Genomic DNA, 25,115 nt, shown 5'->3' with positions numbered 1-25,115 from the left:
AAGCCGTAAGAGCTAGATGGCTACGGGTGATATATAAATTAAGAACAAAGTATTACATTGCCCCTTTACGCATCACTCTATGTCACCTTTAGAAGGAGCACTGCCAGTTTTCAGGTTGCCAGATCACTTTCTGTTCATCAAGATCATCAAATGTATATTCTCCCTCTATCCTATCCCCTGAGCAATCCAACAATACTAAAGCCCAACTACAATTGGGACAACAACTGCCCCAGTAAAAAACTCTTTTCCCTCTATACTTGGCTTGGGCTATATAGGAAAATTCCGCCAGTCCGCTTTCAGCGGATTCTTCGGCCAATTGTTTAAGCCAAGGAATGTTTTCGATAGGTTTCCCCACTCCACAGGCTGTGGCCGGATCTTCATTGTCCTTGCAGCCAAAGCTGAATACCAGACAAAACAAAATAGAGTAAAGTGCCTTTTTCATAACAATCAGGTTTATTGCAAACAGTTATCAATAACCATACGGGCACATCGACCTATTCGCTACAAAAGAGCCATGTACTATTCTCAATGTACTGATTGGTTTTCTGGGACTTACTTCATCGGCGAGAAAGGCAAACCTGTAAAAAACACCGCATCTACCCGCTCCACGATTTTACCATCCGCCTCAGATGCATCCCGAGCTTTTACCCACGCCGGATCTTTGAGAAAGTTCTGAAAATCCCTTTCGAAAGCCGCCTGATCCTTATCTGCCAGCAGATAGACCAGCTTCGGCTGGCTTCCATCTTTCTCCACTGTTACCCAGTACGGATAATTTCTCAACCCCTGCTTTTCAAACAGATCCTGCGTATGGTTTTTAAACCTGGCGATCAGCTTGTCCAACTTGCCATCAAAGCAAGTATAGGTTCTTAGCTGAAACACTCCGCTTGGCCTAGGCTTGGGCGTATCATTCAGTCCCGGTGCCAGCTTCATAAATGTCTGATCTACACTTTTCACAAGCCCTCCATTGACCTCCGACTCCTTTTTGGCTTTCTGCCATTCGGGATCATTCACGAATTTATCCCACATACGATCCCTGGATTTTTGATCCGGATAGCCGAGAATATAGGTCAGGGAATTATCCATATTCTGCACAGGGACAAAATACGCTATATTTTCCATGCCGTTTTTCTCAAATAGTGCCATGGTATGGTTCTCAAACCGCTTGATCAGATCAGGTAATTTGCCCTCATTGGCATAGTACTTTCTGACCTCAAAATAGGTAGAAGTACTATTAGGTAATTGCTGCGCAAAAGCTCCAAGTGTAAAAAACATGGCCATCAAACTTAAAAACGTCTTTTTCATGGTTATATGTGGGTATGAGTGCAATATAGATAATGGAAACGGAATTTAGGAGAAACATGAACCCGGGTCTATTTTTTCCATGCCTTCCACAACGCAGGAAGCATCACCAGTAGTATGATCAATAATCCGAAAGTTTCCCTGGACTCTTCCATAGATTGGGTTTTCATGCTTAGGTCCCTCTGTTCCATCTCTTCGGAAATCCAACCTGGTACATCCCCCTGCCAGAAATACACTGCACCTATCACACAGCAGATGGCCAAGATCGTCAAGGGGATTTTAGGGAAGATCCCACGGGTTGCCAGAATACAAAAGATGATAGCTACCCCATAGACACTTATCCAAACTTCCGGATCCGGATCATTGAATTGCCAATAAGCAAAAAGAGCGAATATAAAAATCCATACTCCATAAAATATTTTGTTAAGCTTCATAAGACTTTAAGGGTTGATTTACACTATCGCAAAACAAAGAATTCTATTTAAATTAAGAACAGACAAACATTGATCAATAAATAAAATTAAGGACTAGGGCACTCATTCTTTCATTTTAATCCGCATCAAGTATGCATCAGCAGTCATATATAGGTAGGATTCATCAGCATTGAAGGTGCAGTTGGCAGTGCCCTGACCTGTCATAATCGTCCCCATATGCTCCCCCTGTTCACTGATCACCCAGATCCCACCTGGCCCTGAAGCAAACAATATACCGGAGCTATGTACGGTCAGCCCATCCGGCAATCCGGGCATCTCCCGTCCTATGCTCCCGGTAGCATCCAGTAAGACCTTTCCGCTAAGTACCTCTCCGTTTTCATCCAGTTCAAATGCATAATACCTGGCTTTTTGAAAATCCGACTGCGCCACATAAAGAGTATTCTCATCAGGACTCAGCCCTATGCCGTTTGGCCTACTTAGTGAATCTATCAGTAAGGTCAATTCTCCATCAGGATCCAATCTATATACCCCCTGAAAATCCAGTTCCTTCGGATCCCAATCATCCAGACCATAAGGGGGATCAGTGAAAAACAGCTGTTCCTTTTTATTTATCACCAGATCGTTAGGGCTATTGAACCTTTTTCCTTCATATTCCGAGGCCAGGGCAGTGAATTCAGGTTTGGGATCCCCTAAGGAAGCCTCCATCCTCGCAATCTGTCTTTCCCCATGCTGGCAAAGAATCAGTTTCCCATCCTTGTCCAGCGCCAATCCATTTGCCCCAGGCTCCTTCTTGTTGGTCTCTGAGCCAAAGTACCCAGAAGGCTCCAAAAATAAAGTAAGGCTGTCTTTCTCACTCCACTTCCATACCTTATTGGTGGGAACATCGGTAAATATCAATGCATCCAGGTCTTTTAACCACAATGGGCCTTCGGCCCATTCAAATCCAGAGGCTATCACCTCTATCTCTGCCCCCTCGGCCAACAGCAGGTCAATCCCGGATGTAATTCTCTCTACAGACCCCACTGTTTGATAGTTGCCTTTCTCTGGTTCCTCCTCAGTAGTGGCTTTTGGATTTGTACATGCCTGAATGGAAACAATAAGCAATAAAAAGCTGATTTTTTTCATTGGTATATCGAATAAGGTTATCCTTGGTTTTATAGCTACAGGGTAAATATCCTTATATAATTGGTAATCAGATCAGAATATCTCAAATAATTCAAAGCAAAGCAGGACAGGAAAGGACACCCAAATTCTTTTGTCTTGCTATATTCAATCATTCAAAGGTTTTACAGTAAATAGATTGGGTACGAAAAGGCGGGGATTTTTCCTCGCCTTTTCTCATTTCCTTTCTGAAGGCAACAACCCGAAAACTGGATTGGGTATATGAGACGAGCCCATCAACTCTACCAGCTCTTTTACTTTACCCGGGTTCTCCGCGGCGATATTGTTCTCCTCTGCTATATCTGCATCCAGATCATACAATTCAACAGTTGGGGATCCGCCACCAAAAACCTGAAGCTTGACTGCCTTCCATTTCCCTTGTCTCACTGCCTGCTTTCCTCCCTGCTCATGAAACTCCCAATATAAAAACCCATGCTCCTTCTGATCTTTTTGTTGTAGCAGTGTCGGCAAAAATGAAATACCGTCGATATGCCCAGGAATATCAGCTCCGGCCACATCAGCGAAAGTCGGCAATAAATCCCAGAAAGCTGAGATATGATCACTTTCAGAACCTGCTTGAATAGTACCAGGCCACCAGGCAATCATAGGTGTGCGCACCCCGCCCTCATACAAATCCCGCTTGTACCCCCGAAAGGGGCCATTACTATTGAAAAAATCTGGGTCTGCGCCTCCTTCCTGATGAGCCCCATTGTCCGAAGCGAATATGATCAAGGTATTTTCGGTCAATCCCAATTCCTTTAGTTTAGACACTATTTCCCCTACGTACCTGTCGATTCGTCCCACCATTGCCGCAAATGTAGCATGGGGATATGGCTGGGATTGGTAGGCCGAGAGCTTCATATCTGGCCCATATTCCGTGCCTGGCCCTGCTGGATGTGGCGTTTCCTCTCCAAATTTATCCCTATATTTTTGGAAAATCTCATCATCCGGAGCCGCCAGTTCTGCATGGGGCATGATGATCGGCATATAGAGGAAGAAAGGATTTTCCTTATTTTCTTCAATAAATGAAATTGTTTCTTGCTGTATGAGATCCGGGGCATATACTGTCTTTTTTGTCCAGTCATTCCCCTCCAAAACCACCTTTTCTCCATTGTCCCACAGATAGGCAGGGTAGTATCGATGCGCAATACTTTGGCTGTAATAGCCATAGAACCGCTCGAATCCATGCTTTATAGGATCACCAGAATTACCGGCAAAGCCAAGGCCCCATTTTCCGAAAGCCCCAGTCTTATAGCCCATCTGTCTCATCACCCTGCCGATAGAAGCAATGGAATCCGGCAAGGGATACTGTCCTTCGGATCCTACCTGGAGATTGCCCCGAACTGGGGTATGCCCTGTATGCAACCCAGTCAAAAAAGACGATCGGGACGGGGCACATACTGTAGCTCCTGAATAGTGACTGGTAAAGAACATGCCCTCTTTGGCAAGTTTATCGATATTGGGAGTTTCTATGTATTGCTGTCCTAAAAACCCCAAGTCCCCATAGCCCAGATCATCGGCGAGGATAAAGATGATATTCGGTTTTGTTCCTAAACTGACAGAATCCTCCCTCTGATCTTCCCGTGAGTTGCAACTGAAGATCACAGAAGCTGAAAAAACCAGTAGGACAAGAGTGGATACAATTGATCTTAACATGTCCTAAGTTAGTATTTTTAACTCCTCTTAAAAAAACGAATGGTAGGATTTCACTCCCCTTTCGTGTACTAATTTGTTTCGTATCATAAGGATTCTATATGCCTCAAGTGGCTCGGCAGCCCCTCCTGCCCTTACTCTGGCTTCGCATACCAAAGGTCTGACATCCGTCAAATAAGCCATCTGGAGGATTTCCTGGGCTTGGGAACCTTCTCCATTCCGCTGACATGCCTGAAGCTTATCACGATCTACCAGCAGGGCTTTGGCATAAGCAATAGTGATAGCTTCCAGTGCCTGGATCAAATCGACTAGGGGGTCTTGGGTATTATAGCTGGCATCGATCATCCAAGAGATACTGTCCCAGTCCTGCGCCCCATCCTTATCCCCTCCTATGAGCTCGCAAAATATCAAAAACAGCTGATAAGGCTTGATACTGCCGTGATTGAGGTCGTCATCTCCGTACTTACTGTCATTGAAGTGAAACCCCGCCAGCAGATTTTGATACATCAGGGTAGCTACTATTTGCTCTATATTTGTCTTGGGCAAATGATGTCCTAAATCCACCAGTACTTTGGCCCTAGCTCCCAGCCTTCTGGCAAGCATGGATGAGGTTCCCCAGTCTGGCACTACGGTATGGTAAGAGTTAGGCGCATAAGGCTTGTACTCCAGCATCATATTCCAATCGGCGGGCATAAGTTCATAGATTTCCCTGAGTGATTCCTCCGTCCACCCCAGTGTGCTCCTGAAGTTGGACTGACCCGGTGAGGTACTGCCATCAGCCATCCATACTGTGAGTCCCTTACTACCAAGTTTTTTGCCGATAGTGATCACCTCTTCATTATGGGCCACCGCCTCGTCCCGTACTGCTTTATTGGAATTCCCTAAGGATCCCAGTTTGGCATACTCCTTCAAGTTCTGATCTTGGGAGCTCGTGCTGTTCATGGTGTCAAACTCCAGTTTTAAATCATCTGCCAATTCCTTGGTTTCCTGATAATCCTCCGGCATATCCGAGGGAATATACACAGACACCGAATTGGTCTTTCGGGTCAGTTGCTGTAAAAGACCGATATCTTCCAGCTTTTCGTTGAGATTTCTCGGTTTACCACCGGTTCTTCCCCTATTGCTCTTTGCCCTCCCATCTCCCAAAGCAGCACTGGGTATGGCAATCTGAAACTCCTGCAGTTTTTGGATAACCCCATCGAAGTTTATATCATGTCTGGAAAACTGCTCCCGTAAAAGATCCAGGGAGCGTCTGTGAAAGTCTGTTGAAGAAAAGAAAGAGAGCTGGTCTTCTGAAATTCTCATGTAAGGTTTTTTTACTGGTACAACTATACTCGAATTGCCTACAAAGTGGACAATATATCAAGGCAGACCGGGTGCAGGGATTTTTTATCCATAACAACCCCATTAGATCAATCCCACTTTCGGCAAGATCATAAAAACTGATCCGCGTTCAAGTAAAAATCTATTAATCACGAAGTTACAATGCATACACTTTACATCCAACTACTCTCTCCACTTCTGGTTTCGATCAGCTAAATGCCCGCTCCTGATCAAGATGCCCGACATTAAAGCAAAATGCATGGAAATCCAATCTATATGTCTATCCTCACAAGTGGATTCACGCTAGTGGTCTCTGGCTATGTATTCTGAAAATTACTTTTTAGATTACTAATCCATAAATCCTAAAGCTTCCATTGCGCTCGGGAACCAGCAATAAAAACGGCAGGAAATCCCTACGGCCAATACAACTACATGTGAAAATCCTTTATCAAACAAAAAACCACCAGAACTACCAAACAAATTCTGACCCTATGGAATTTATCAGTAAGTCCATAAATACAAGGACATTTTCGTACTTAGTCAAGACAGCACAGGATACCTGAAGCATTCTTTTCACCCATATTCACATTCAGAACAATCTGCCAAATACAATGAGCACAACGACACAAAATTTTAAACATGTAAGTTACCTCTGGGATGATGCCATCGCATCAAAACTAGAGGGCAAAGAAGTCGATCTTCTTATATACCGTTCTAATATACTTGGAGCCGACCTTAGAATCACCAATTATGGAGGTGGAAATACAAGTTGCAAAACGTATGAAGCAGATCCTCTTACCAACGAGAAAGTAGAAATAATGTGGGTAAAGGGCTCAGGAGGAGACATAGGAACACTGACCAAAGCAGGTCTTGCAGGACTCTATGTGGATAAATTGCGCGCTTTGAAAGGCATATATAGGGGGCTGGAATTTGAAGATGAAATGGTAGGATTATTCAACCACTGCATCTATGACCTCAAATCAAAGGCTCCGTCCATCGATACACCCCTTCATGCTTTTTTACCATTCAAACATATAGATCACCTACACCCGGACGCTGCCATTGCCATAGCCGCTTCCAAAGATGGGGAAAAGATCACCCAAGACCTATGGAATGGGCAGATTGCCTGGGTCCCGTGGCAAAAACCAGGATTTGATCTAGGCCTTCAGTTAAAGCAGGCCTTAGACGATAACCCGGGCATCCGTGGTATTATGCTTGGTGGACATGGACTGTTCACGTGGGGGGATACCGCCTACGAATGTTATATCAACAGTCTGGAAGTAATAGAAACCGCATCAGGTTTTTTAGCACAGAACTACGGTAAAAAACGCCCGGTATTCGGAGGGGAGAAAGTACAGTCTCTAGCCCCTGATCAGAGAAAAAGCCAGGCTGCTAAACTTGCACCGGTATTGAGAGGTCTGGCTTCGTCGGAAAACCTGATGGTAGGCACCTTCACAGATGCCCCTGAGGTATTACAGTTTATCAACAGCCATGATCTGGGTAAACTGGCCCCTATGGGAACAAGCTGCCCTGACCATTTTTTGAGGACGAAGATTTCTCCGTTGGTCATGGATATCCCTGCCGATATCGATCTTTCCGACCCAGGCAGTCTCAAGGAAAAACTGGAAGCTGCTTTCCAATCCTACAGAGAGATGTATGCGGACTATTACGAAACACACAAGCATTCAAATAGCCCTGCTATGCGTGATCCCAATCCGGTGATCATCATTTGGCCGGGTGTGGGGATGTTCAGCTATGCAAAAAACAAACAGACGAGTCGTGTCGCGAGCGAATTCTACATTAACGCCATCAATGTGATGCGTGGGGCTGAGGCTGTTTCCGAATACGTTTCCCTCCCACTTCAAGAAGCGTTCAATATTGAATATTGGCTGCTTGAGGAGGCAAAACTGCAAAGAATGCCAAAAGAACAGCCCCTTTCCAGAAAAGTAGCGTTGGTTACAGGAAGTGCAGGCGGAATTGGATTGGCTATAGCGGAGAAATTTATGCAGGAAGGTGCCTGTGTGGTTATTTCTGATATCGATGATAACAGGCTGAAAGAGACCAGTGATTTCCTGCTGAAAAAATACGGACGTGACTCTTTCCTTGCGGTAAAGTTGGACGTGACTGATGGACAAAGTCTGGAAGCTGCCTTGGAGACTACTTGCCTGCAGTTTGGCGGTGTGGACATTATTGTCAACAATGCAGGGATCTCAATCAGTAAATCTTTTGAAGATCACACCGTCCAGGATTGGGACAGACTGAATGACATCCTGGTCATGGGGCAGTACCATGTATCCAAAGCGGGAGTTAAAACCATGAAGCTACAGGGACATGGGGGTGACATAGTGAATATAGCAAGTAAAAACGGCTTAGTGGCTGGTGCGAAAAACGTCGCTTATGGCACCGCCAAGGCAGCCCAGCTCCACATGTCCAGACTAATGGCCGCAGAACTGGCAGAGGATAAGATCAAAGTCAATGTGGTAAATCCTGATGCAGTCATCGAAAATTCCAATATCTGGGAGGGCGGATGGGGTGAAAACCGCGCCAAAGCCTATGGTATTGATGTGAAAGACTTGCCCCAATTCTATGCCAACCGGACCCTTCTGAAGGAAAGCGTAAAGACCAGTGATATCGCAAACGCGGCTTTTGTATTTGTAAGCGGCCAACTGGGTAAAACCACCGGAAACATGCTCAATGTAGATGGGGGCTTAGCTGCCGCATTCCCAAGATAGCTCATGAATTAATAAACCTCTAATACCCCAAATTACCACACCAATAACCCAAAATACTATGTTAGTTGACAAATCTGAAAGAATCCACACAGATTCGAGAACTCCCAAGTATATGCAAATAGTCAATCTGATTCTTGATGACTTAGAAAACGGCAAGCTCAAAATCGGAGATAGGATACCCTCTATCAATGAGACGAGCTTTGACTTCCTCCTATCCCGGGACACAGTGGAAAAAGCCTACAATGAGCTTCGTGACCGAGGGATAATCACTTCTGTGCGGGGCAAAGGCTTCTACATCAGTTCAACTAATATGACCAGCAAAGTGAAGGTATTGCTGATCTTCAATAAACTCAGCTCCTATAAGAAGATCATCTACTATTCTATTTTAGAGACGTTGGGAGATCAGGCTACTGTGGATCTTCAAATCCACCATTATAACCGAACAGTTTTCGAAAATTTATTGGAGCGGAACTTGGGGAATTACAATTACTATGTTCTTGCACCACATTTCTTCGATGAGAACACCCACCCTGAAACCTGCTATGAACTAATCCAGCAGATCCCTAAAGATAAACTTCTGATAATAGATCGGGCCGTGAAAAACCATGAAAATGAATTCCCCGGGGTGTATCAGGATTTTGCGAGGGACATTCTCGAAGCTTTGGAATCGGGGATCACCCACTTGAGGAAGTATTCACGCCTGATTCTGGTGTTTCCTAAAGGTGACATGTATCCGGTAGAAATAATAGACGGATTTAAGAGGTTCTGCTTTTTCCACAATTTCAACAACCTAATTTTGGACGGGATAGATGATGAGCCTCTCTACGAAGGGGATTCATTTATTGTGTTGGCAGAAACTGATCTTGCCAACATTGTCAAAAAGTCCCGCGAGCAGTCTCTGATCTTAGGAAAGGATGTGGGTATCATTTCCTACAATGAAACCCCACTGAAGGAAATCCTAGCAGATGGAATCACCACTATTTCCACTGATTTCATAAAAATGGGTAAGGCTATTGCCAATCAGATCCTGGGCGATGAGGATAAAATACCGCTGAAAAACCCTTTCAAGATGATCATCAGAAATTCGCTTTGATAGCGTAGCTATGGGTAAAATACCAGTAACTGCTGTTTTTGATATCGGCAAGACGAACAAGAAATTCTTTCTTTTTGATGAAAATTTAACGGAAGTACACAGCTCCTATGTACGTCTCGATCCGATTCCAGATGAGGATGATTTCCCAAGCGAGCCTTTGGCCCCACTTGAAGAATGGATGCTAAAGACCTTCAGGGAAGCCCTGGAATCTCCGGATTTTCAGATCAAGAAGTTGAATTTCTCCTGTCACGGTGCTTCTTTCGTACATACGGATTCGGGAGGCAATCCAGTCACTCCCTTGTACGATTATCTGAAACCATTTCCTGAAGAGCTGCTCGGCAGGTTTTATGAGGAAAACGGGGGGAAAATGACCTTTTGCAGAGCAACTTCCTCTCCCCCCTTGGCAATGCTCAATTCCGGTTTACAGCTGTATTTTATTAAGTACACCAAACCAGAGCTGTTCAAAAAAATCAAACATTCCTTTCATTTCCCCCAATACCTAAGTTATCTCTTCACCGGAGAAATGGTCTCTGATTACACCAGTATAGGATGCCACACGGGGCTTTGGGATTACGAAGCCAATGATTACCATCCCTGGGTGGATAGAGAGGAAATACGGGGATTTTTCCCGCCTATAGTGCCGGGAAACACACTGTTGAAGACCAAACCTGAACTTGGAAACATCCTCTGTGGCATAGGAGTCCATGATTCCTCCTCGGCACTTCTCCCCTACATCAAACAGGAAACCGAGCCATTTGCCCTGCTTTCCACAGGAACCTGGGCGATCTGCATCAACCCATCCAATAAAACCAATCTTACCAAAAAAGAACTTAAAAGAGATTGCCTGCAGTTTCTGAGCATCACGGGAGAACCCATTAAAATATCCAGGCTTTTTATAGGAGAGGAACATAAATACCAGATAGAAAAGCTCTACGAGCACTACCAGATGCCACTGGGTACTTATAAAAAACTGAAATTCAACGCCACTCTTTTTGAGAAGGTAAAAGAAAAGAAGAGTAAACGGTTTCATTTTCATTACCTAAAGCCGGAGGATTATGGCTTGGATCATGTCTTAGAATCGACTTGGGAGGTATTCGCTGAGTTTAATGAAGCCTATTATACTTTCATCCATGAACTCACAGAATTGCAGGCAGCAGCCATCAGGCTTGTCGTGGACAATGCTCCTGTGGGCAGATTGTTCATTGATGGGGGCTTCAATGCCAACGATATCTTTGTGGAGATGCTTCGAAAAAAACTTCCGGAACTGACGATCATTCCCAGTGATTTCCCGAATGGATCTGCTTTAGGCGCGGCAATGCTGGTATCCATAGAATAGAAGGCTTAATTTAGAGCACCAATGAAAAAAGACGCACCACGTATTGGCCTGTTTATCCCGTGCTACATCGATCAGTTCTATCCAAATGTGGCTATCGCTACTATGGAACTGCTGGAAAAACTGGGCTGCAAAGTAACCTATCCACTGGGACAGACATGCTGTGGACAGCCCATGGCCAATTCGGGTTTCGAAGCCGATACTGTAGGCACTGCTACAAAATTCATCCGAGAGTTCGCCGGGTTTGATTACATAGTGGCTCCGTCAGGCAGCTGCGTTTTGCACGTCAAAGAACATAGTCCGAAAATAGCCAAGCTTCAAAAAAACCAGGAATACATACAGGCACACATCTACGAGCTCAGTGAGTTTATCACAGACGTGTTAAAGCTGGATTCGATCCAAGGCAGTTTCCCGCATAAGATAGGCTTTCATGCCTCATGTCACGGATTGCGGGGACTCAGACTTGCCAGTGACAGCGAGAGAAATGAGCCAGCTTTCAACAAGACCCTTCAGCTGATGCAAGACCTGGAGGGATTGGAAATAATGGAACTGACCAGAAAAGATGAATGCTGTGGGTTTGGCGGCACTTTTGCCGTAAGCGAAGAAGCCATCTCCGTACAAATGGGCAAAGACCGCATTGCGGATCACCTCGATAAAGGTGTGGAAATCATTGTAGGAGGAGATATGTCCTGTATTATGCACATGCAGGGAATTGCGAGCAGAGATAAAGAAAAGGTGAAACTTATGCATTTTGCTGAAATCCTAAACCAAGTCATCACATGAGCCACCCGCAGAATGCCACGCTGTTTCTGAAGGATAAGGAGCGTGCCAGATGGCATGATGACACCCTGTGGATAGTACGTCAAAAAAGGGATGCTACCATACACCAAATCCCCGAATGGGAAAAACTCCGGGAGCTGGCCTCCCAGATCAAAGACCATACACTGTCCAAGGTGGACTACTACCTGGAAGAACTGGAAAAAAACGCCACTGCAAACGGCATCAAGGTGCATTGGGCTCAAAATGCGGAAGAGCACAATCAGATCATCGGCAAAATCCTGGATTCAAAGCAATGCAAGGCTATCGTCAAAAGTAAATCTATCCTGACGGAAGAATGTCACCTGAACCCCTTTCTGGAAGCCAAAGGGATTGAGGTGGTAGATACTGACCTGGGCGAGCGTATTATCCAGTTTCTTAAGCAGCCCCCTAGTCATATCGTGATGCCGGCAATCCACCTGAAAAAGTCGGACATCTCTGATATTTTTCACGAGAAACTCCACACCGAAAAAGGGAATATAGATCCTGTATATCTGACACATGCCGCACGACTCCATCTTCGTGAAAAGTTTCTTCAGGCCAAAGTAGCCATTACCGGAGTCAACTTTGCCGTTGCCGAAACAGGTGAATTTGTGGTCTGCACCAACGAAGGCAACGCCGACATGGGAGTACATCTTGCCGACACACATATCGCCTGCATGGGAATAGAGAAATTGATCCCGCGCAGAAAAGATCTTGGGGTTTTTCTCAGACTCCTGGCCAGGTCTGCCACCGGGCAGTCCATTACCAATTACAATTCCCATTTCAGAAGCCCTTCACCAGGAAAAGAACTTCATCTGATCTTGGTAAACAATGGACGGACCAAGCAACTGGCTAGGGAAAAATTCAGAAACTCCCTGAAATGCATACGCTGTGGAGCCTGTATGAACACCTGCCCTATCTACAGGCGGAGTGGGGGGTTCAGCTACGGCAGCACGGTACCGGGCCCTATAGGCTCCATATTATCACCGGGTATAGACCTGAAAAAATACAGCACGCTTCCCTTTGCCTCCACACTTTGCGGCAGCTGCTCCGATGTGTGTCCGGTAAAAATAAACATTCACGAACAACTCTACGAGTGGAGACAGGAGATCACCAAGGCACAGGGCACATCTATGAAAGGTTTATCCATGAAATTGGCAAACGGGATCTTCAAAAGTCCACTTGCTTATAAAATTTCGGGGACAATGATGAGAGCGTCGCTCAAGACATTGCCTGACAGCATCATTTACAATCCTCTGAATGCCTGGGGCAAAGGCAGAAATCTGCCGGACTTGCCAGCGGAATCATTCAAAGACTGGTACAAAAAGAACAGAAAATGAGCAGCAAAACGGCCATATTAGCTGAAATCAAAGGACTGGACCTGGACGAAAAACCGCTTCCGGACATCCCTGAATTTGAAGTTGCCCCAGATCTCGTAGAGACTTATACTGCCTCGTTGAACCTGAATAAAGGCATGGTCGTGAGCGAGGAAGAGCTGGAGCAGCTGATCAATGAAACAGGTTTTTCAAAAGTATATAGTTCTTGCCCCTCTTTTGAGAGGTTCTCCAATTGCCAGGTGCCTGAGCATGCTGCAGATTTTGCTGATCTGGATCTGGCTATAGTAGAAGGGCAGGTTGCCTCTGCCGAGAATGCGGCCATCTGGCTGGACGATAGCAACTTAGCCTTAAGAGCCCTACCGTTCATCACGGCACATTTGGTCATCGTGATCAAGAAAGAAAAAATAGTGGGGAATATGCATGAAGCCTACAAGCAGATCGTGGATTCCAAATCTGGCTTTGGTGTATTCATAGCCGGCCCTTCCAAGACTGCCGATATAGAGCAATCCCTGGTGGTAGGCGCACATGGTGCCATGAGCTTAAGAGTAGTGATACTATAGCTTAGGGCATGCTGAAAAACGCCAGTAATAAATCAAAAGCTGTCATTTTGAATGATTAACCCTTATTTTCATGCGTAGGGTTTTTAAGCAAGAGCAAGCTTATTGAGGGAAATAGGCCTTTATCCATGCTGAGAAAATCTCAAAATCGAGATTTTAGAGCTATTAATTGCTTCAAAATCAGCCATTGCATTGCTGTTTTCGAGTTCAGCATATCCGCTGCGGCAGATCCACTATCCACACAGTATGATTCTCATGCAATTAGTGTCCTCATGACAAAACCTAATGCATCCGGGTTAAATTTTTGCTGAGTATAAAACAATTCTTCTGATCCGGAGTCAAGCGATAGTCCAGCTCATAGGAAATTTTATCCGCTATCCTTTTACATAGGGGCAGCCCTATCCCAGTCCCCTTTTCTCTTTTGGTACCATAGGATGTCCTGGCCCGAAACAAGAATAGATCATTTTGATCTGAAGGAGAAATAACCGTTCCTTCATTGGAAACCGCCCAGCTGATTCTATTCCTATCTATGGTAAGATCCAGGTTGATTTTTGAATTTAGAGGTGCGAATTTGATGGCGTTATCAAGCAGGTTTTTCAGAATGATTTTCACTTCATTGCTCTCCAGTGGGATCGTGATATCCTTACCTGATAGCGAAACCTCGATTTTCTGGTTTTTTTCCATCGCCTGCACCATCATCATATCTTGGATTTCCATTGTCAGTTCCTCCACGCTGGTCTCATGCACTTCATTGGGGCTATCTCCCAGCTCTGTCATCACCCAGCTGAGCGTATTGTTCAAAACCTTGTTTAGATGAAAACTCTGATTTTTCAGATCCCCAAAAATCTGCTCCATTTCCCCCTGCTCAAAAAATCCTTTATCTAGCATACCCAGTGTCATATGAAGCATGCCAATCGGATTTTTCAGATCGTGGGAAAGTATGGCTATCAATCTGTTTTTTTGATCATTTAGGGTTTTTACCTCTTCCAGGGTTTGCTCCTGCCGCTGCTTTATCTCATTCAGAACCTTGTTTTGATTCTGGTAACTTCGAATGAAAAAATGCAGTACTGTAAAAACAAATAAGCTGATCCATAAAATAGTGACTGCATGGTCTGTAAATTGACTTTCAGCTCCTTCATAATAATGCTCCACAATAAGAAATCCTCGTACCTCTCCGTAAAACAATAAGAAAAACATGGCAAAGGAACCAATAAACCAGGCCACTTTAGCCCAGCCCCGGATAAGCAATGCGGAGACTACCAATACTAAAAAAAACGCATAAATAGTGGGGCCATTACTGCCGTCGTTGTACAAAAAATTAAACATTATCACTACATGGGCCAGAAACAGCAAAATGTTCAGCGCCATTTGGGCTCTCCCATACCTTGAAATCAAAAAGTAGGTGGCTAAAAAAGGAAACGCTATGCCTATTTTGATCCAAACTATCACAGGAGACATTCCCAGAAAAACATCCGAAATCCCCAGCAACAGCAACAATGCAAATGTTAACAAGGAGATAGTCATTACGATCTTTCTCTGGATATAGTCCAGATCAGTCACGTTCTCCTCAGAAATCAATAATCCTTTTTTAAGCCGCATAAAAAAAACACTAAATTGAAAATCAAAACATCAATGCCTCCCAACTTATTCTGAGGACGCATAACAAAGGCAAAAATCCAGCTGTTACATCTCGGGGCACTACTCCTTTGAATGAAGGGCAATACGGTTTCCTTCAGAATCCAAAAACACACCCATATAACCGAATTCCGGTGAAATCATCTTTTTAGGAATCTGAACTGTCCCACCAGCCGCTTCTACTTTTGCCAGCCCGATAGATACGTCATCGGAAGAAAAATAGATCAAGGGACCTGCCAAATCACTAGGCTGATAAAAATCCTTATGATACACCAAGCTCCCCCCTCCATCTCCTGGGAACCTGGACAGCTGGAATTCTCCCAAATCAATTTTCTGAAGCTTGCAATCGAAAATTTTTTGATAAAAAACTATTGCACGATCCATGTCTGTAACAGGAATCTCAAACCAGCCTACCGAAATTTCCGTCATATCAATTACATTTTAAATTACTACAATTACAAATTTAACGATACATTCAGAAAATCAGTACTAAAAGATCAAACTCTTGTAAGCTTTATGGGATAAGTTTTCCCGGCGTTCCACTGGCAGACATAGATATTCTCATCCTGATCTATACACACATCATGGCAATGCTTAAAAACAGCCTCCGATTGAAGCATGAGCTGCAGTTCTCCATTTCTGTACTCGGGAGCGGTACCTCCAGGATTGGAAACCACCCTGTTGTCTTTATCCAAAATAGTCACAAAACCGGAATCAGGTGTTTGTTCCAAGTAGCGAAGCCTGGACCAGCAGACTCCCGCATAAAGATTGTCACCCTTGACCACCGGACGGCACACAAATGCACCGGGCAAAAAAACAGTCTCCAGGTATTCCCCTTCCATAGTGAACCTCTTGAAAGAATTGTGGCCTCTGGAGGTGCAGAGCAAAGTGGGGGCCTTGCCACCTCGCTGATCTACCGTGATGCCATGGGCCGTGCTGAATTGTGCGTCATCCGACCCCGCTCCGCCAAATTTCCTGATGAAATTCCCCTCCTTATCATACTGCAGAAAAAACTGGGAGCCATAGCCATCTGCCACGTACAGATCTCCGTTTGGGGCTACAGTAGTTTCTGTGGGCACATAGGCCATTTTCTCTGTATAAATCCCCTCTTTCACAGGAGCGGAAATCTCCGCCACTATAGCCCCGTCCAGGGTGGTTTTCACTACCCTTCCGGCATTGTCAGAGATCCAGAGGTACTCCGCATCCCCCTCATCCACTAGTGTCAACCCATGCGCGCGATCCATTCCCAAGGTCCATGATGTCAGCAATCTGCCGGATTGATCGTAGATGATTATATTGTTTTTAGGTTCATCAGTGACCATGATCATCCTTAGCTTACGATCCATCACCATCTCATGACAATTATTCACAGGCACTTTGGAAGGATCCAGCATGCCCCACTTTTGATCCACCTGGTATTGGAATTCTCCATGGCCTATTACTTTATCCCGATATTGGGCAAAAGAAAAAGTAGGGGCAACAGAAATGGCAAGTCCTAGCAGGGAGGTATTTTGGATAAATTTTCTTCGGTCAGAATTCATAGGACATGGGTGAGGTTGAAATTAATGATTACCATCGAAAACTGGATAATAATCCATATTTTAGGTCGAACCTAAGATAACCAAATCATGAAAAACATTTACAAATATTTAGTTTTTACAGGCTTCATAGTGGGATTTGCGCTGCAGGCTCAGTCCCAGGAGATAGCCCTTCAACTATATTCGTTAAGAAATGAAATGAAAGTTGATCCTGTCAAATACCATGAGCTGATTTCAGAATGGGGGATTTCAGCACTGGAAGGAGGTGGGGGATACGGGATGTCAGATGATGAGTATGCAAAACTTCTCACCGACAATAATCTCCGTATCATAGGGGTCGGCGCTGATTATAACCAACTCACCAAGGATCTACAGCCTATAATAGACCAGGCCAAAAAATATGGGGCAAAATATGCTACCTGCTATTGGATTCCGCATGCTGAAGGATCTATATCCATGGAGGAGATTAAAATCGCCACCGCGCTTTTCAACGCAGTGGGTGAAGAATTGAAAAAGGAAGGAATCACATTTTTATATCACCCACACGGCTACGAGTTTGCCAAAGACCGCAAAAAAGCAAGGTTTGATTATATGCTCGAAAACGCCAAAAACTTTGGTTTCAACATGGATGTGTTCTGGGTAAAAATGGGAGGAGGTGATCCATTGGCCATCATGAAAAAACATCCTGGAAAGTTCCCTATGCTGCATTTAAAAGACCGGAAGAAAGGAACTCCCGGGTCTAAGGACGGACGCGGGGATGTGGAGACCAACGTGGTGCTCGGCACCGGGGATATAGACATAGCAGGAATCATCAAAGAGGCCAAAAAACAAGGGACAGAATTCTTGACTATAGAGGATGAAAGCTCCAGATCCGTCACCCAGATTCCCTTAAGTGTAGCGTTTATCAAAAAGGAACTGGAGAAGAATTAGGAAAACCTTATTCCGACTCTCTTCTCCTAGGCAATGGCAAGATGAGATATTTTCAGCAAATGTGAAGCATTCATTTAATTTTGCATTTTCTTTACGCTGAGTAATTACATTGATTTCTATTGCACGCATGAATCATTATGAGGTAGCAGTAATAGGCAGTGGGCCAGCAGGCGCCATGGCTGCCTATTATTTGGCGGAAAAAGGCATTTCTGTAGTGATCTTGGAAAAAGAGATTCTGCCGAGATATAAGACCTGCGGAGGAGGGTTGGTTTTCAGAGGAAGACGCAAGTTGCCTTTTGACATTTCCTCCGTGGTGGACCGTGAGTTTTTTGATATCAAACTATACTTCGAAGGAGAAAAGATCCCACTAAGCAGCACACGAGATGTTCCGGTGATCAGCATGGTGATGCGAGATAAATTTGATAATCTTCTGATTGAAAAAGCGAAAGAACTTGGCGTTCAACTAAAGCAGGATCATAAGTTGACTGGAATCACTTTCGGAAAAACCCCCACCTTACACACCAGTCAAGGAGACATTCAGGCAAACTTTATTATTGCAGCAGATGGAGCACTAAGCCCAACAGCAAAATTAGCTGGATGGGAGGAAACAAGAAAGCTAATACCGGCTTTGGAATACGAGGTGGAAGTATCCCCTGAAGATTTTGAGCGGCTCTCCAAAGAAGTACGATTCGACATGGATAGCATTCCACATGGCTATGCCTGGAGTTTCCCCAAAAAAAATCACCTTTCCTTAGGAATAGCATCTACGCGTAGAAAGAAAATAGACCTCAAAGCTTACTATAAAAAATACCTGGAAAAGCTGGAAATCAAGGAGGTTTTGAGCGAAATAGCACATGGTTTTCAGATCCCTATTACACCGCGAACTGATGGTTTTTACCGGAAAAACGTATTGTTGATCGGTGACGCCGCAGGATTTGCCGATCCTATCACTGCTGAAGGGATCTCCAATTCACTATGGAGCGGAAAGTTGGCAGCCGAAGCTATTATAGAATCAGGTTTGGTTCCAGACCAAGCCGGGACTATCTACCAGCACAAGCTAGAACTGGACTTGTTGCCAGAAATCAACACCTCCCAGACAGCTGCCAAATGGTTTTACAGCTACAGAATAATCCGAAATATGCTACTTAGGCGATATGGTGACTTTGCCATGTCCCTTATGACTGACCTCTATGTAGGTGATCGTAGCTATCCGAAGAATCTGATGAAAACCATCAAAAGCAAACTAACGGAAATCAAAAATCCATTAAAGTAGGCTGAGTATAACGACTATCTACTTTTGAATAAGTATCTTTCTTGACTTTTGCGCAACATCTTTAAACTCATGATACATAAATCCAATTTCAACAACATGCGACACAACAAACTCTTTTTGAAGGCTTTTGCACTAGTTCTCTTTTTCTCAGTGTCAACACTTTCTTTTGCACAGCTACAGACTCCGGCGCCAAGCCCTGCAGCATCTATCTCCCAAGTGGTGGGCTTCACCAAAATCAGCATTGACTACTCCTCTCCTGCCGTTAAGGGAAGGAAAGTATTTGGTGAATTAGAAAAATATGGGACTACCTGGAGAGCTGGTGCGAACAATCCAACGATTATAGAATTCAGTACGCCAGTCAGTATAGCAGGTAAAAATTTAGCCGCCGGAAAATATTCCCTGTTCATCACCCCACAGGAATCCGGTGATTGGACCATTCACCTGAACAGTAAGGCAAACGCAATCTATGCTTACATGAAAGACGGTAAGGTGGATGAAGCAGCTTTGGCAAAAGATGATGCATTGGCGATCAAGGTAGCTCCTATTGCCGCTCCTGAGACATTTGAACGATTGGCATATTTCATTTCTGCCGAGGACAACAAAGTAGCTTCAGTTACCTTCATGTGGGCCGATGTGATGCTGACTTTCATGGTAGATACCCAAGTGGATCAGAAAATGCAGCAGTTCAAAGGAGTGTTTTAATCCTAATTCCTCCCCAATCAGAACGCAAGCCCGGAGATGATCCGGGCTTGCGTGTTTAATATACGGGGAAATCGCCTTTAACAATCTTAATGGGGACATCCCCTTCAAGGGTTAAGCTATCTGAAAGAAAATGTACCAGCTAATTCCTAAGCAGCTCCGAAGGAGCCAAACTATCCAGTACCCTGTACGAAGTGCAGGGTACTGGAAACAAATCAGTTGGATAGCCCTGAAAGGGCGATACTTTTAAGAGGCACTTTTTGAAACAGAAGCTAGTTGCGCCCCGCCGGGGCTGTAAAGTTTGTTGTTACCTGCCTACCCCCGGCTTTGCCGAGGGTTATGGATAGTTGCAACCCTTCGGGTTTTCACCGTGTGTGATGCCATAAAAAAAGGGTTGGTCTCAGATAATCATCTATTCAAGCACACTGGTTCTATCTATATTCAACCCCAATAATGTTACTGACTTTTTTCAGCAAGTCCTACTATTAGTTTCTGACTTCCGAAGGACAGCCAATTATCCCTAAAGGCTGGAAACTAAAAAAAAGAACTAAAACAACAGAACTTGTTGATTTCCAGTAAATCTACTATATTCATCAGCAAGTCAATTTTCACAGTGATGCGACAATGGAAGAAATTGATTTTAGACTGAAAGGGTTGGCGGGGATTTTCACTGATCAAGATTTGACACGGGTCTTGTCAGAGCGAGATCCAGTGCTGGCCATACTTAGCTACTTCGCCACTTCACTTTTCGACAAAAACACCGTCAATGATGTGCTTTGGGACATCACCGCCAATTGTATTGCTCAGCTGGAACTTGAAGATTGTGTCATTTATCTCCTTGATGAGAAAAGTATGCTTCTCAAACAACGAGCCGCCTACGGTCACAAAGACCAAGGGCAAAGAAAGATCCTGAACCCCATAACCATTTCCCTAGGAGAGGGTATCGTCGGAAACGTAGCAAAGACAGGCACCGCGGAGATCGTGGATGACGTCACTCAGGATGACCGTTATATTTTGGATGATCTTCAAAGAGGCTCTGAACTTACCGTCCCTATTGTCCTGGAAGGAAAAGTAATCGGTGTTTTGGATACCGAACACTCCAAAAAGCACTTCTTTACACCTCTTCATTTGTTTTTGTTTGACCTGATTGCGCAACTTACCGCCAAAAAACTCTCACACCTCAACCGGGGATACAAGCTTAGCTTCACCAATGACAACGCATACTATCTGCAACTTCTACGACTGCTGGAAAATGAAAAAATCTATAGAGATCCCTATCTCAGCCTGGGAAAAGCCGCAGAACAACTTAGTATCAGTGCCAATTATCTTTCTCAGATGGTCAATCACCTCAGTGGTTACAGCTTTTGCGATCTGATCAACCGCTACAGGATAACTGAAGCCATGCAATCGCTGTCACACCCCGACTTTAGCGACTATACCGTCGAGGGGATTGGTTACGAATCCGGTTTCAATTCCCCTTCTACTTTTTATTCCGCCTTCAAAAAGCATACGGGCGTCACACCATCTACCTACCGAAAACACAACTCCTCCTTTTAATTTATTGAATTTCAACTATTCCGTATAAAAACCTGATCGCCTAAACTGAACTTTAGGGCTGAAATTCTTTTGTCAAATTACTCTGGGCTCTTTCTTAAAATTAAAAGTCCCAGAGCCAAAACTATTTTATCATGAAAACAAGACTATTCTCTTGGGCCATCATCCTTTTATGTACAACCATTATAGCTTGCGAAGGGCCAGTAGGAGCTGAGGGTCCTCAAGGTATCCAAGGCGAACAAGGCCCGCCCGGTCCCTCGGGTTCACAAGGGGAGACAGGACCGCAAGGACCAGCTGGGGCTACTGGGCCACAAGGCCCAGTAGGATCACAGGGACCGCCCGGTGAAGACGGAAACGCAAACGTCCTTTTGTATGAATTTGGAGAGCAGACTTTTACCAACTCTCTTAACCTAGTACTTGCTATAGAAAGAGAGAGCGTGGACAAAAGCCTGATCCTTATCTACTACAATCCTGCTTCAGAAGCCCAAACCGCCTGGTACCAAATGCCGGGCATGGGACCTGGCGGAACCTATCACACCCGATACTTCATCTACCAGTCCACCGTCTCTCCGAGTGCTTATACACTCGGAATACGAACGGTAAAGGCCGATGGGTCGGCGTATGGGACTGAAGTAACCTATAGAAAAATCAAGGTGGTTTTCGCGGAGGCTTCCACAATCCTAAACGGACGGGTAGATCTGGAAAATTATCACGCCGTCATGGAATACCTTGGGTTAGAACCTTGAACTACTACGGATTAATTGACTCTCAAACATTCCATAGAACAGATAAAGAAAAACGAGAGAGATTTACCCCACCCTGATGATGGGGATTCAGCAAAAGAGAGTACCCTGCCGTTTTTTCTACTAAATGTCGCATACTCCCAACCATTTTTCGAAAAATACTTCCGGCAGGGCTCTCTTCTTTTGATTCTATGTCTTTTTACTTCTGATCGCACCGAGATTCATGTGCATTTTCTTCAATGTTAAGCCTATCAATGACGTGTTTGGGAATTGTGATGAATGTAGCATCGCTTGAGATCTCTCCTCCGCCGAGGCGGATCGAGATGACACTACAACGTCATTCCGATTTTGTGCGGTTGACAACCAAATGTTAAGTCCCGCAATGACGCAAATCCTACTTCCGAAATCAAAAATCCTTAAGATTCCAATTCTTGCTTCTTTGCTCTAGGATCTAGGATCTTGGTTCTTGGTTCTTGGCTCTTGGTTCTTGGTTCTTGGTTCTCATTTACTGAGACTGCATACAAATTACTATCACATACTATTCACTCTTCAGCGACTTCACCGGATTTGCCCTGATACTCTTATAGGTTTGGAAAAAAATCGTTCCCAGAGCAAGTGTAAAACAAACCACCACAGCAACTCCTATCACCCAGATCTCAATCCCTGTCTTGTAGGCAAATTCCTCCAGCCATCGATTCATAAACATCATGGCCAATGGAACCGCAATCAGCATGGAAATCAAAATCAATTTGAAATAAGAAAGGGACAGCATCAGGAAAATCTCAGGTAGGGTCGCACCAAAGACTTTACGGATTCCTATTTCTTTGAAGCGCCTTTCCGTGGTATAGGCGGTCAATCCGAACAGTCCTAGGCAGGCAATCAAGATAGATATCCCAGTCAAGACCTGAAGCAGGTTTGCCATTTTCAATTCGGATCGGTAAACCCGGTTGAAGTCCTCATCGAGGAAACTATAATTCATCGGCACCCTTGGCTCAAACTTCTTCCAGGCGGTTTCCAGTTCAGCGACTCCAGCGGTAATATTTCCTCCTTGGATTTTTACCGAAATGTAATCCCTCAAGTAGTAATCGTGCAGGTATTCGATCACCAGCGGCTTGATTTCATTTCGAAAGGATTCAAAATTAAAGTCCTCCACCAGGCCAATCACTTCGAGTGTAGCTTCATCATTCTCACCTTGGTTCTTGATCACCAACTGTCCGATAGGGTCATCCAAAATCCCAAGTTGTCTGCCCGCAGTTTGATTGATGATGATTTTATTCCTATCGGCTCCCGCAGTCTCTGCAAAATTCCTTCCTTCGGTCAATTTAAACTGATAGGTATCCAGATAGGATGCATCTGCCTCATACCAGTTCATCCCCTGCTGCAGATCATTCGTTGGTAGGTTAAAAGAACGCATCTGGAACTGCCCAGACATAGGGATTCCCGTGGAGAAGCTAAGATTTTCCACATGCGAACTAGCGACAAAATTGCCTTTGAAGTCCTCTCGCTGGGAATTTTGGATTTCCCCGTCATTATGGATGATCACCACCTGGTCCCGCTCATATCCGGGATCTGAATTCTGTATGAAACTCATCTGCCGCTGGACGAGAAGCGTGCAAATGATCAGGGTAAGTGAAGTTGCAAACTGAAACACCACCAGCCCATTTCTTAAACCATTCCTGTTATTCCCAAATGTCAACTGCCGCTTGATGATCTGAAGGGGCTTGAAAGAGGAAAGATAAAAAGCCGGGTAAAATCCGGAAAGCAGTGTAAGTATGATCACCAGAGATGGGACCATCCAAATGACCATAGGATTCTTCCACAGCTCAAACTGAAGTTCTTTTCCCGTCAATTGGTTGAAAAGCCCATTGCAAAGTGTCACCAATACTGTTGAAACAATAATACTGATCAGTACCAAAAGAAATGCTTCAGTAAGGAATTGGTAGATCAACTGGGATTTATGGGATCCCATTACCTTACGGACACCCACTTCCATGGATCTCAGTCCAGCTTTGGCAGTAGCCAAATTCATAAAATTGATACATGCCAACAACAGGACAAATGCCGCCACGAAGGAGAAAATATAAATGTAGCTCTGGTAGCCGTTTGCCTCCAGCTCGCGAAGCAAATGGGAATTCAGGTGAATATCCTGCACAGGCATGATTTGAAGATTGTAATCCGCATTTTCGTCTCCTCCGTCCAGCATAGGGATAGCATAGTCGGTGACGACTTGGTCGAGCTTTGCAGCGACCACATCCTGCTTATCCGATGGAAATTTCGCATAGGTATAAAGTATAGCCCAAGACCAGCTTTCCATTTCAAAAATCTCCGCGTTCATGCCTGGCTCATACACCAGCATATCGAAATGAAAATGCGTCTGACCCGGCAAATCCTCCACCACAGCTGCGACGTTCCTAGGATCAGGATTATTGCTACCTATCATTAGGGTCTTGCCCAGCATTTCGTAAGGCGAAAGATCCCCGAAGTATTTATGTCCCAGCTCCTCGGTAATCACCACATTTCTGGAGTCTGCCAGTGCTTTCCCCTTGTTTCCTGCCAATATATTGAGGTCGAATACCTCAAAGAAATTTGGTTCAGCATAAAAAACACTCTCTTCCCGGAATACCTGATCCTTGTTTTGGCCCGAACCCGGCTGGATCGTGAAATCATTCCATTTCAATAGCCGGGTCACTGCTTCCACTTCTGGGATATCCGATTGGATTCTAGGCCCTAATGCAGGTGGTGCGGTGGCGTAGCTAGCGGTGCTATAATCTCCCCAGTGGGAGGTGATTCTGAAAACTGACCCCGAACTGGGATAGAAGCGGTCGTAATTCACCTCATCCTGAATAAAAAGCATAATCATCAGAAACCCAGAAATACCCATGGTCAGTCCCAAAACATTCAGAACAGTATAGAGTCTGTTTTTCTTCAGGACTCTCCAGCCGATTTTAAGGTAGTTTTTCCACATTTTTTAGCTATTGAAAGATTTCAAAATTGAACGATTGGAAGATTGGAAGATTCATCCA

Annotated in this window: 21 protein-coding genes; 11 read left to right on the top strand and 10 right to left on the bottom strand. The window is 44.6% G+C overall.

Features of this window, described 5'->3' with window-relative positions:
- Positions 1–88: 88 nt before the first annotated feature.
- From LZF95_RS00245 to LZF95_RS00220, 6 genes are all read right to left on the bottom strand, one after another.
- Entirely contained in the window at positions 89–442 is a 354-nt protein-coding gene (locus tag LZF95_RS00245) for a hypothetical protein (RefSeq protein WP_233752906.1), read from the bottom strand.
- Positions 443–552: 110 nt separating this feature from the next.
- Positions 553–1,302, bottom strand: coding sequence for an NIPSNAP family protein (locus LZF95_RS00240; RefSeq protein ID WP_233752905.1), 750 nt, complete (start codon positions 1,300–1,302; stop codon positions 553–555).
- 68 nt (positions 1,303–1,370) lie between these two features.
- Positions 1,371–1,733, bottom strand: a complete 363-nt coding sequence (locus tag LZF95_RS00235; protein ID WP_233752904.1) for a transmembrane 220 family protein — start codon at positions 1,731–1,733, stop codon at positions 1,371–1,373.
- 102 nt (positions 1,734–1,835) lie between these two features.
- Positions 1,836–2,858: an SMP-30/gluconolactonase/LRE family protein gene (locus LZF95_RS00230; RefSeq protein WP_233752903.1), complete on the bottom strand. Its 1,023-nt coding sequence runs from the start codon at positions 2,856–2,858 to the stop codon at positions 1,836–1,838.
- Between the two features lie 213 nt (positions 2,859–3,071).
- Positions 3,072–4,550, bottom strand: coding sequence for an arylsulfatase (locus tag LZF95_RS00225; RefSeq protein WP_233752902.1), 1,479 nt, complete (start codon positions 4,548–4,550; stop codon positions 3,072–3,074).
- Between the two features lie 27 nt (positions 4,551–4,577).
- Positions 4,578–5,852 (bottom strand): TIM barrel protein, encoded by a 1,275-nt coding sequence (locus tag LZF95_RS00220; protein WP_233752901.1) that lies wholly within the window; start codon positions 5,850–5,852, stop codon positions 4,578–4,580.
- 629 nt (positions 5,853–6,481) lie between these two features.
- On the opposite strand from LZF95_RS00220, the gene LZF95_RS00215 reads away from it, so the two are divergent.
- From LZF95_RS00215 to LZF95_RS00190, 6 genes are read left to right on the top strand one after another with little or no spacing between them, the layout of a single operon-like run.
- A complete protein-coding gene (locus LZF95_RS00215; RefSeq protein ID WP_233752900.1) occupies positions 6,482–8,602 on the top strand; it encodes a bifunctional aldolase/short-chain dehydrogenase in 2,121 nt (706 codons plus the stop codon).
- Between the two features lie 58 nt (positions 8,603–8,660).
- Positions 8,661–9,695, top strand: a complete 1,035-nt coding sequence (locus LZF95_RS00210; RefSeq protein WP_233752899.1) for a GntR family transcriptional regulator — start codon at positions 8,661–8,663, stop codon at positions 9,693–9,695.
- 10 nt (positions 9,696–9,705) lie between these two features.
- On the top strand, positions 9,706–11,031 hold the full coding sequence (locus tag LZF95_RS00205) for an FGGY-family carbohydrate kinase (RefSeq protein ID WP_233752898.1): 1,326 nt from the start codon (positions 9,706–9,708) through the stop codon (positions 11,029–11,031).
- A gap of 21 nt (positions 11,032–11,052) precedes the next feature.
- Positions 11,053–11,811, top strand: coding sequence for a (Fe-S)-binding protein (locus LZF95_RS00200; RefSeq protein WP_233752897.1), 759 nt, complete (start codon positions 11,053–11,055; stop codon positions 11,809–11,811).
- On the top strand, positions 11,808–13,166 hold the full coding sequence (locus LZF95_RS00195) for a lactate utilization protein B (protein ID WP_233752896.1): 1,359 nt from the start codon (positions 11,808–11,810) through the stop codon (positions 13,164–13,166). The genes LZF95_RS00200 and LZF95_RS00195 overlap by 4 nt, the downstream gene beginning before the upstream one ends.
- Positions 13,163–13,723, top strand: coding sequence for an LUD domain-containing protein (locus tag LZF95_RS00190; protein WP_233752895.1), 561 nt, complete (start codon positions 13,163–13,165; stop codon positions 13,721–13,723). Before LZF95_RS00195 ends, LZF95_RS00190 begins: the two co-directional genes overlap by 4 nt.
- Before the next feature lie 279 nt (positions 13,724–14,002).
- Here the strand turns inward: LZF95_RS00190 and LZF95_RS00185 are convergent, their stop codons facing one another.
- The 3 genes from LZF95_RS00185 to LZF95_RS00175 all read right to left on the bottom strand — a co-directional run bounded on the left by LZF95_RS00185 (position 14,003) and on the right by LZF95_RS00175 (position 16,896).
- Positions 14,003–15,319 carry a sensor histidine kinase KdpD gene (locus tag LZF95_RS00185; protein WP_233752894.1) on the bottom strand — a complete coding sequence of 439 codons (1,317 nt, stop codon included), beginning with the start codon at positions 15,317–15,319 and terminating at the stop codon, positions 14,003–14,005.
- A gap of 99 nt (positions 15,320–15,418) precedes the next feature.
- Positions 15,419–15,784, bottom strand: a complete 366-nt coding sequence (locus tag LZF95_RS00180; protein ID WP_233752893.1) for a VOC family protein — start codon at positions 15,782–15,784, stop codon at positions 15,419–15,421.
- A gap of 68 nt (positions 15,785–15,852) precedes the next feature.
- Positions 15,853–16,896 carry a 6-bladed beta-propeller gene (locus LZF95_RS00175; protein ID WP_233752892.1) on the bottom strand — a complete coding sequence of 348 codons (1,044 nt, stop codon included), beginning with the start codon at positions 16,894–16,896 and terminating at the stop codon, positions 15,853–15,855.
- Positions 16,897–16,983: 87 nt separating this feature from the next.
- On the opposite strand from LZF95_RS00175, the gene LZF95_RS00170 reads away from it, so the two are divergent.
- The 5 genes from LZF95_RS00170 to LZF95_RS27540 all read left to right on the top strand — a co-directional run bounded on the left by LZF95_RS00170 (position 16,984) and on the right by LZF95_RS27540 (position 22,095).
- On the top strand, positions 16,984–17,823 hold the full coding sequence (locus LZF95_RS00170) for a sugar phosphate isomerase/epimerase (protein ID WP_233752891.1): 840 nt from the start codon (positions 16,984–16,986) through the stop codon (positions 17,821–17,823).
- Positions 17,824–17,950: 127 nt separating this feature from the next.
- On the top strand, positions 17,951–19,096 hold the full coding sequence (locus LZF95_RS00165; RefSeq protein WP_233752890.1) for a geranylgeranyl reductase family protein: 1,146 nt from the start codon (positions 17,951–17,953) through the stop codon (positions 19,094–19,096).
- 69 nt (positions 19,097–19,165) lie between these two features.
- A complete protein-coding gene (locus LZF95_RS00160; RefSeq protein ID WP_233752889.1) occupies positions 19,166–19,798 on the top strand; it encodes a DUF2911 domain-containing protein in 633 nt (210 codons plus the stop codon).
- 621 nt (positions 19,799–20,419) lie between these two features.
- A complete protein-coding gene (locus tag LZF95_RS00155; RefSeq protein ID WP_233752888.1) occupies positions 20,420–21,352 on the top strand; it encodes a helix-turn-helix domain-containing protein in 933 nt (310 codons plus the stop codon).
- 131 nt (positions 21,353–21,483) lie between these two features.
- Entirely contained in the window at positions 21,484–22,095 is a 612-nt protein-coding gene (locus LZF95_RS27540; RefSeq protein ID WP_262912204.1) for a collagen-like protein, read from the top strand.
- A gap of 535 nt (positions 22,096–22,630) precedes the next feature.
- Here LZF95_RS27540 and LZF95_RS00145 read toward each other — a convergent pair.
- Positions 22,631–25,057, bottom strand: coding sequence for an ABC transporter permease (locus LZF95_RS00145; protein WP_233752887.1), 2,427 nt, complete (start codon positions 25,055–25,057; stop codon positions 22,631–22,633).
- Positions 25,058–25,115: the final 58 nt, after the last annotated feature.

The sequence above is a fragment of the Algoriphagus sp. AGSA1 genome, assembly GCF_021390545.1.
Classification (GTDB): domain Bacteria; phylum Bacteroidota; class Bacteroidia; order Cytophagales; family Cyclobacteriaceae; genus Algoriphagus.
Note: the sequence above shows the minus strand (reverse complement) of the source record. Positions and strands in the feature narration are given on the sequence as shown.

Coding starts and splice junctions, on each gene's coding strand:
- LZF95_RS00245 (WP_233752906.1), bottom strand. CDS start 442: ATGAAAAAGGCACTTTACTCTATTTTGTTTTGTCTGGTATTCAGCTTT.
- LZF95_RS00240 (WP_233752905.1), bottom strand. CDS start 1,302: ATGAAAAAGACGTTTTTAAGTTTGATGGCCATGTTTTTTACACTTGGA.
- LZF95_RS00235 (WP_233752904.1), bottom strand. CDS start 1,733: ATGAAGCTTAACAAAATATTTTATGGAGTATGGATTTTTATATTCGCT.
- LZF95_RS00230 (WP_233752903.1), bottom strand. CDS start 2,858: ATGAAAAAAATCAGCTTTTTATTGCTTATTGTTTCCATTCAGGCATGT.
- LZF95_RS00225 (WP_233752902.1), bottom strand. CDS start 4,550: ATGTTAAGATCAATTGTATCCACTCTTGTCCTACTGGTTTTTTCAGCT.
- LZF95_RS00220 (WP_233752901.1), bottom strand. CDS start 5,852: ATGAGAATTTCAGAAGACCAGCTCTCTTTCTTTTCTTCAACAGACTTT.
- LZF95_RS00215 (WP_233752900.1), top strand. CDS start 6,482: ATGAGCACAACGACACAAAATTTTAAACATGTAAGTTACCTCTGGGAT.
- LZF95_RS00210 (WP_233752899.1), top strand. CDS start 8,661: ATGTTAGTTGACAAATCTGAAAGAATCCACACAGATTCGAGAACTCCC.
- LZF95_RS00205 (WP_233752898.1), top strand. CDS start 9,706: ATGGGTAAAATACCAGTAACTGCTGTTTTTGATATCGGCAAGACGAAC.
- LZF95_RS00200 (WP_233752897.1), top strand. CDS start 11,053: ATGAAAAAAGACGCACCACGTATTGGCCTGTTTATCCCGTGCTACATC.
- LZF95_RS00195 (WP_233752896.1), top strand. CDS start 11,808: ATGAGCCACCCGCAGAATGCCACGCTGTTTCTGAAGGATAAGGAGCGT.
- LZF95_RS00190 (WP_233752895.1), top strand. CDS start 13,163: ATGAGCAGCAAAACGGCCATATTAGCTGAAATCAAAGGACTGGACCTG.
- LZF95_RS00185 (WP_233752894.1), bottom strand. CDS start 15,319: ATGCGGCTTAAAAAAGGATTATTGATTTCTGAGGAGAACGTGACTGAT.
- LZF95_RS00180 (WP_233752893.1), bottom strand. CDS start 15,784: ATGACGGAAATTTCGGTAGGCTGGTTTGAGATTCCTGTTACAGACATG.
- LZF95_RS00175 (WP_233752892.1), bottom strand. CDS start 16,896: ATGAATTCTGACCGAAGAAAATTTATCCAAAATACCTCCCTGCTAGGA.
- LZF95_RS00170 (WP_233752891.1), top strand. CDS start 16,984: ATGAAAAACATTTACAAATATTTAGTTTTTACAGGCTTCATAGTGGGA.
- LZF95_RS00165 (WP_233752890.1), top strand. CDS start 17,951: ATGAATCATTATGAGGTAGCAGTAATAGGCAGTGGGCCAGCAGGCGCC.
- LZF95_RS00160 (WP_233752889.1), top strand. CDS start 19,166: ATGATACATAAATCCAATTTCAACAACATGCGACACAACAAACTCTTT.
- LZF95_RS00155 (WP_233752888.1), top strand. CDS start 20,420: ATGGAAGAAATTGATTTTAGACTGAAAGGGTTGGCGGGGATTTTCACT.
- LZF95_RS27540 (WP_262912204.1), top strand. CDS start 21,484: ATGAAAACAAGACTATTCTCTTGGGCCATCATCCTTTTATGTACAACC.
- LZF95_RS00145 (WP_233752887.1), bottom strand. CDS start 25,057: ATGTGGAAAAACTACCTTAAAATCGGCTGGAGAGTCCTGAAGAAAAAC.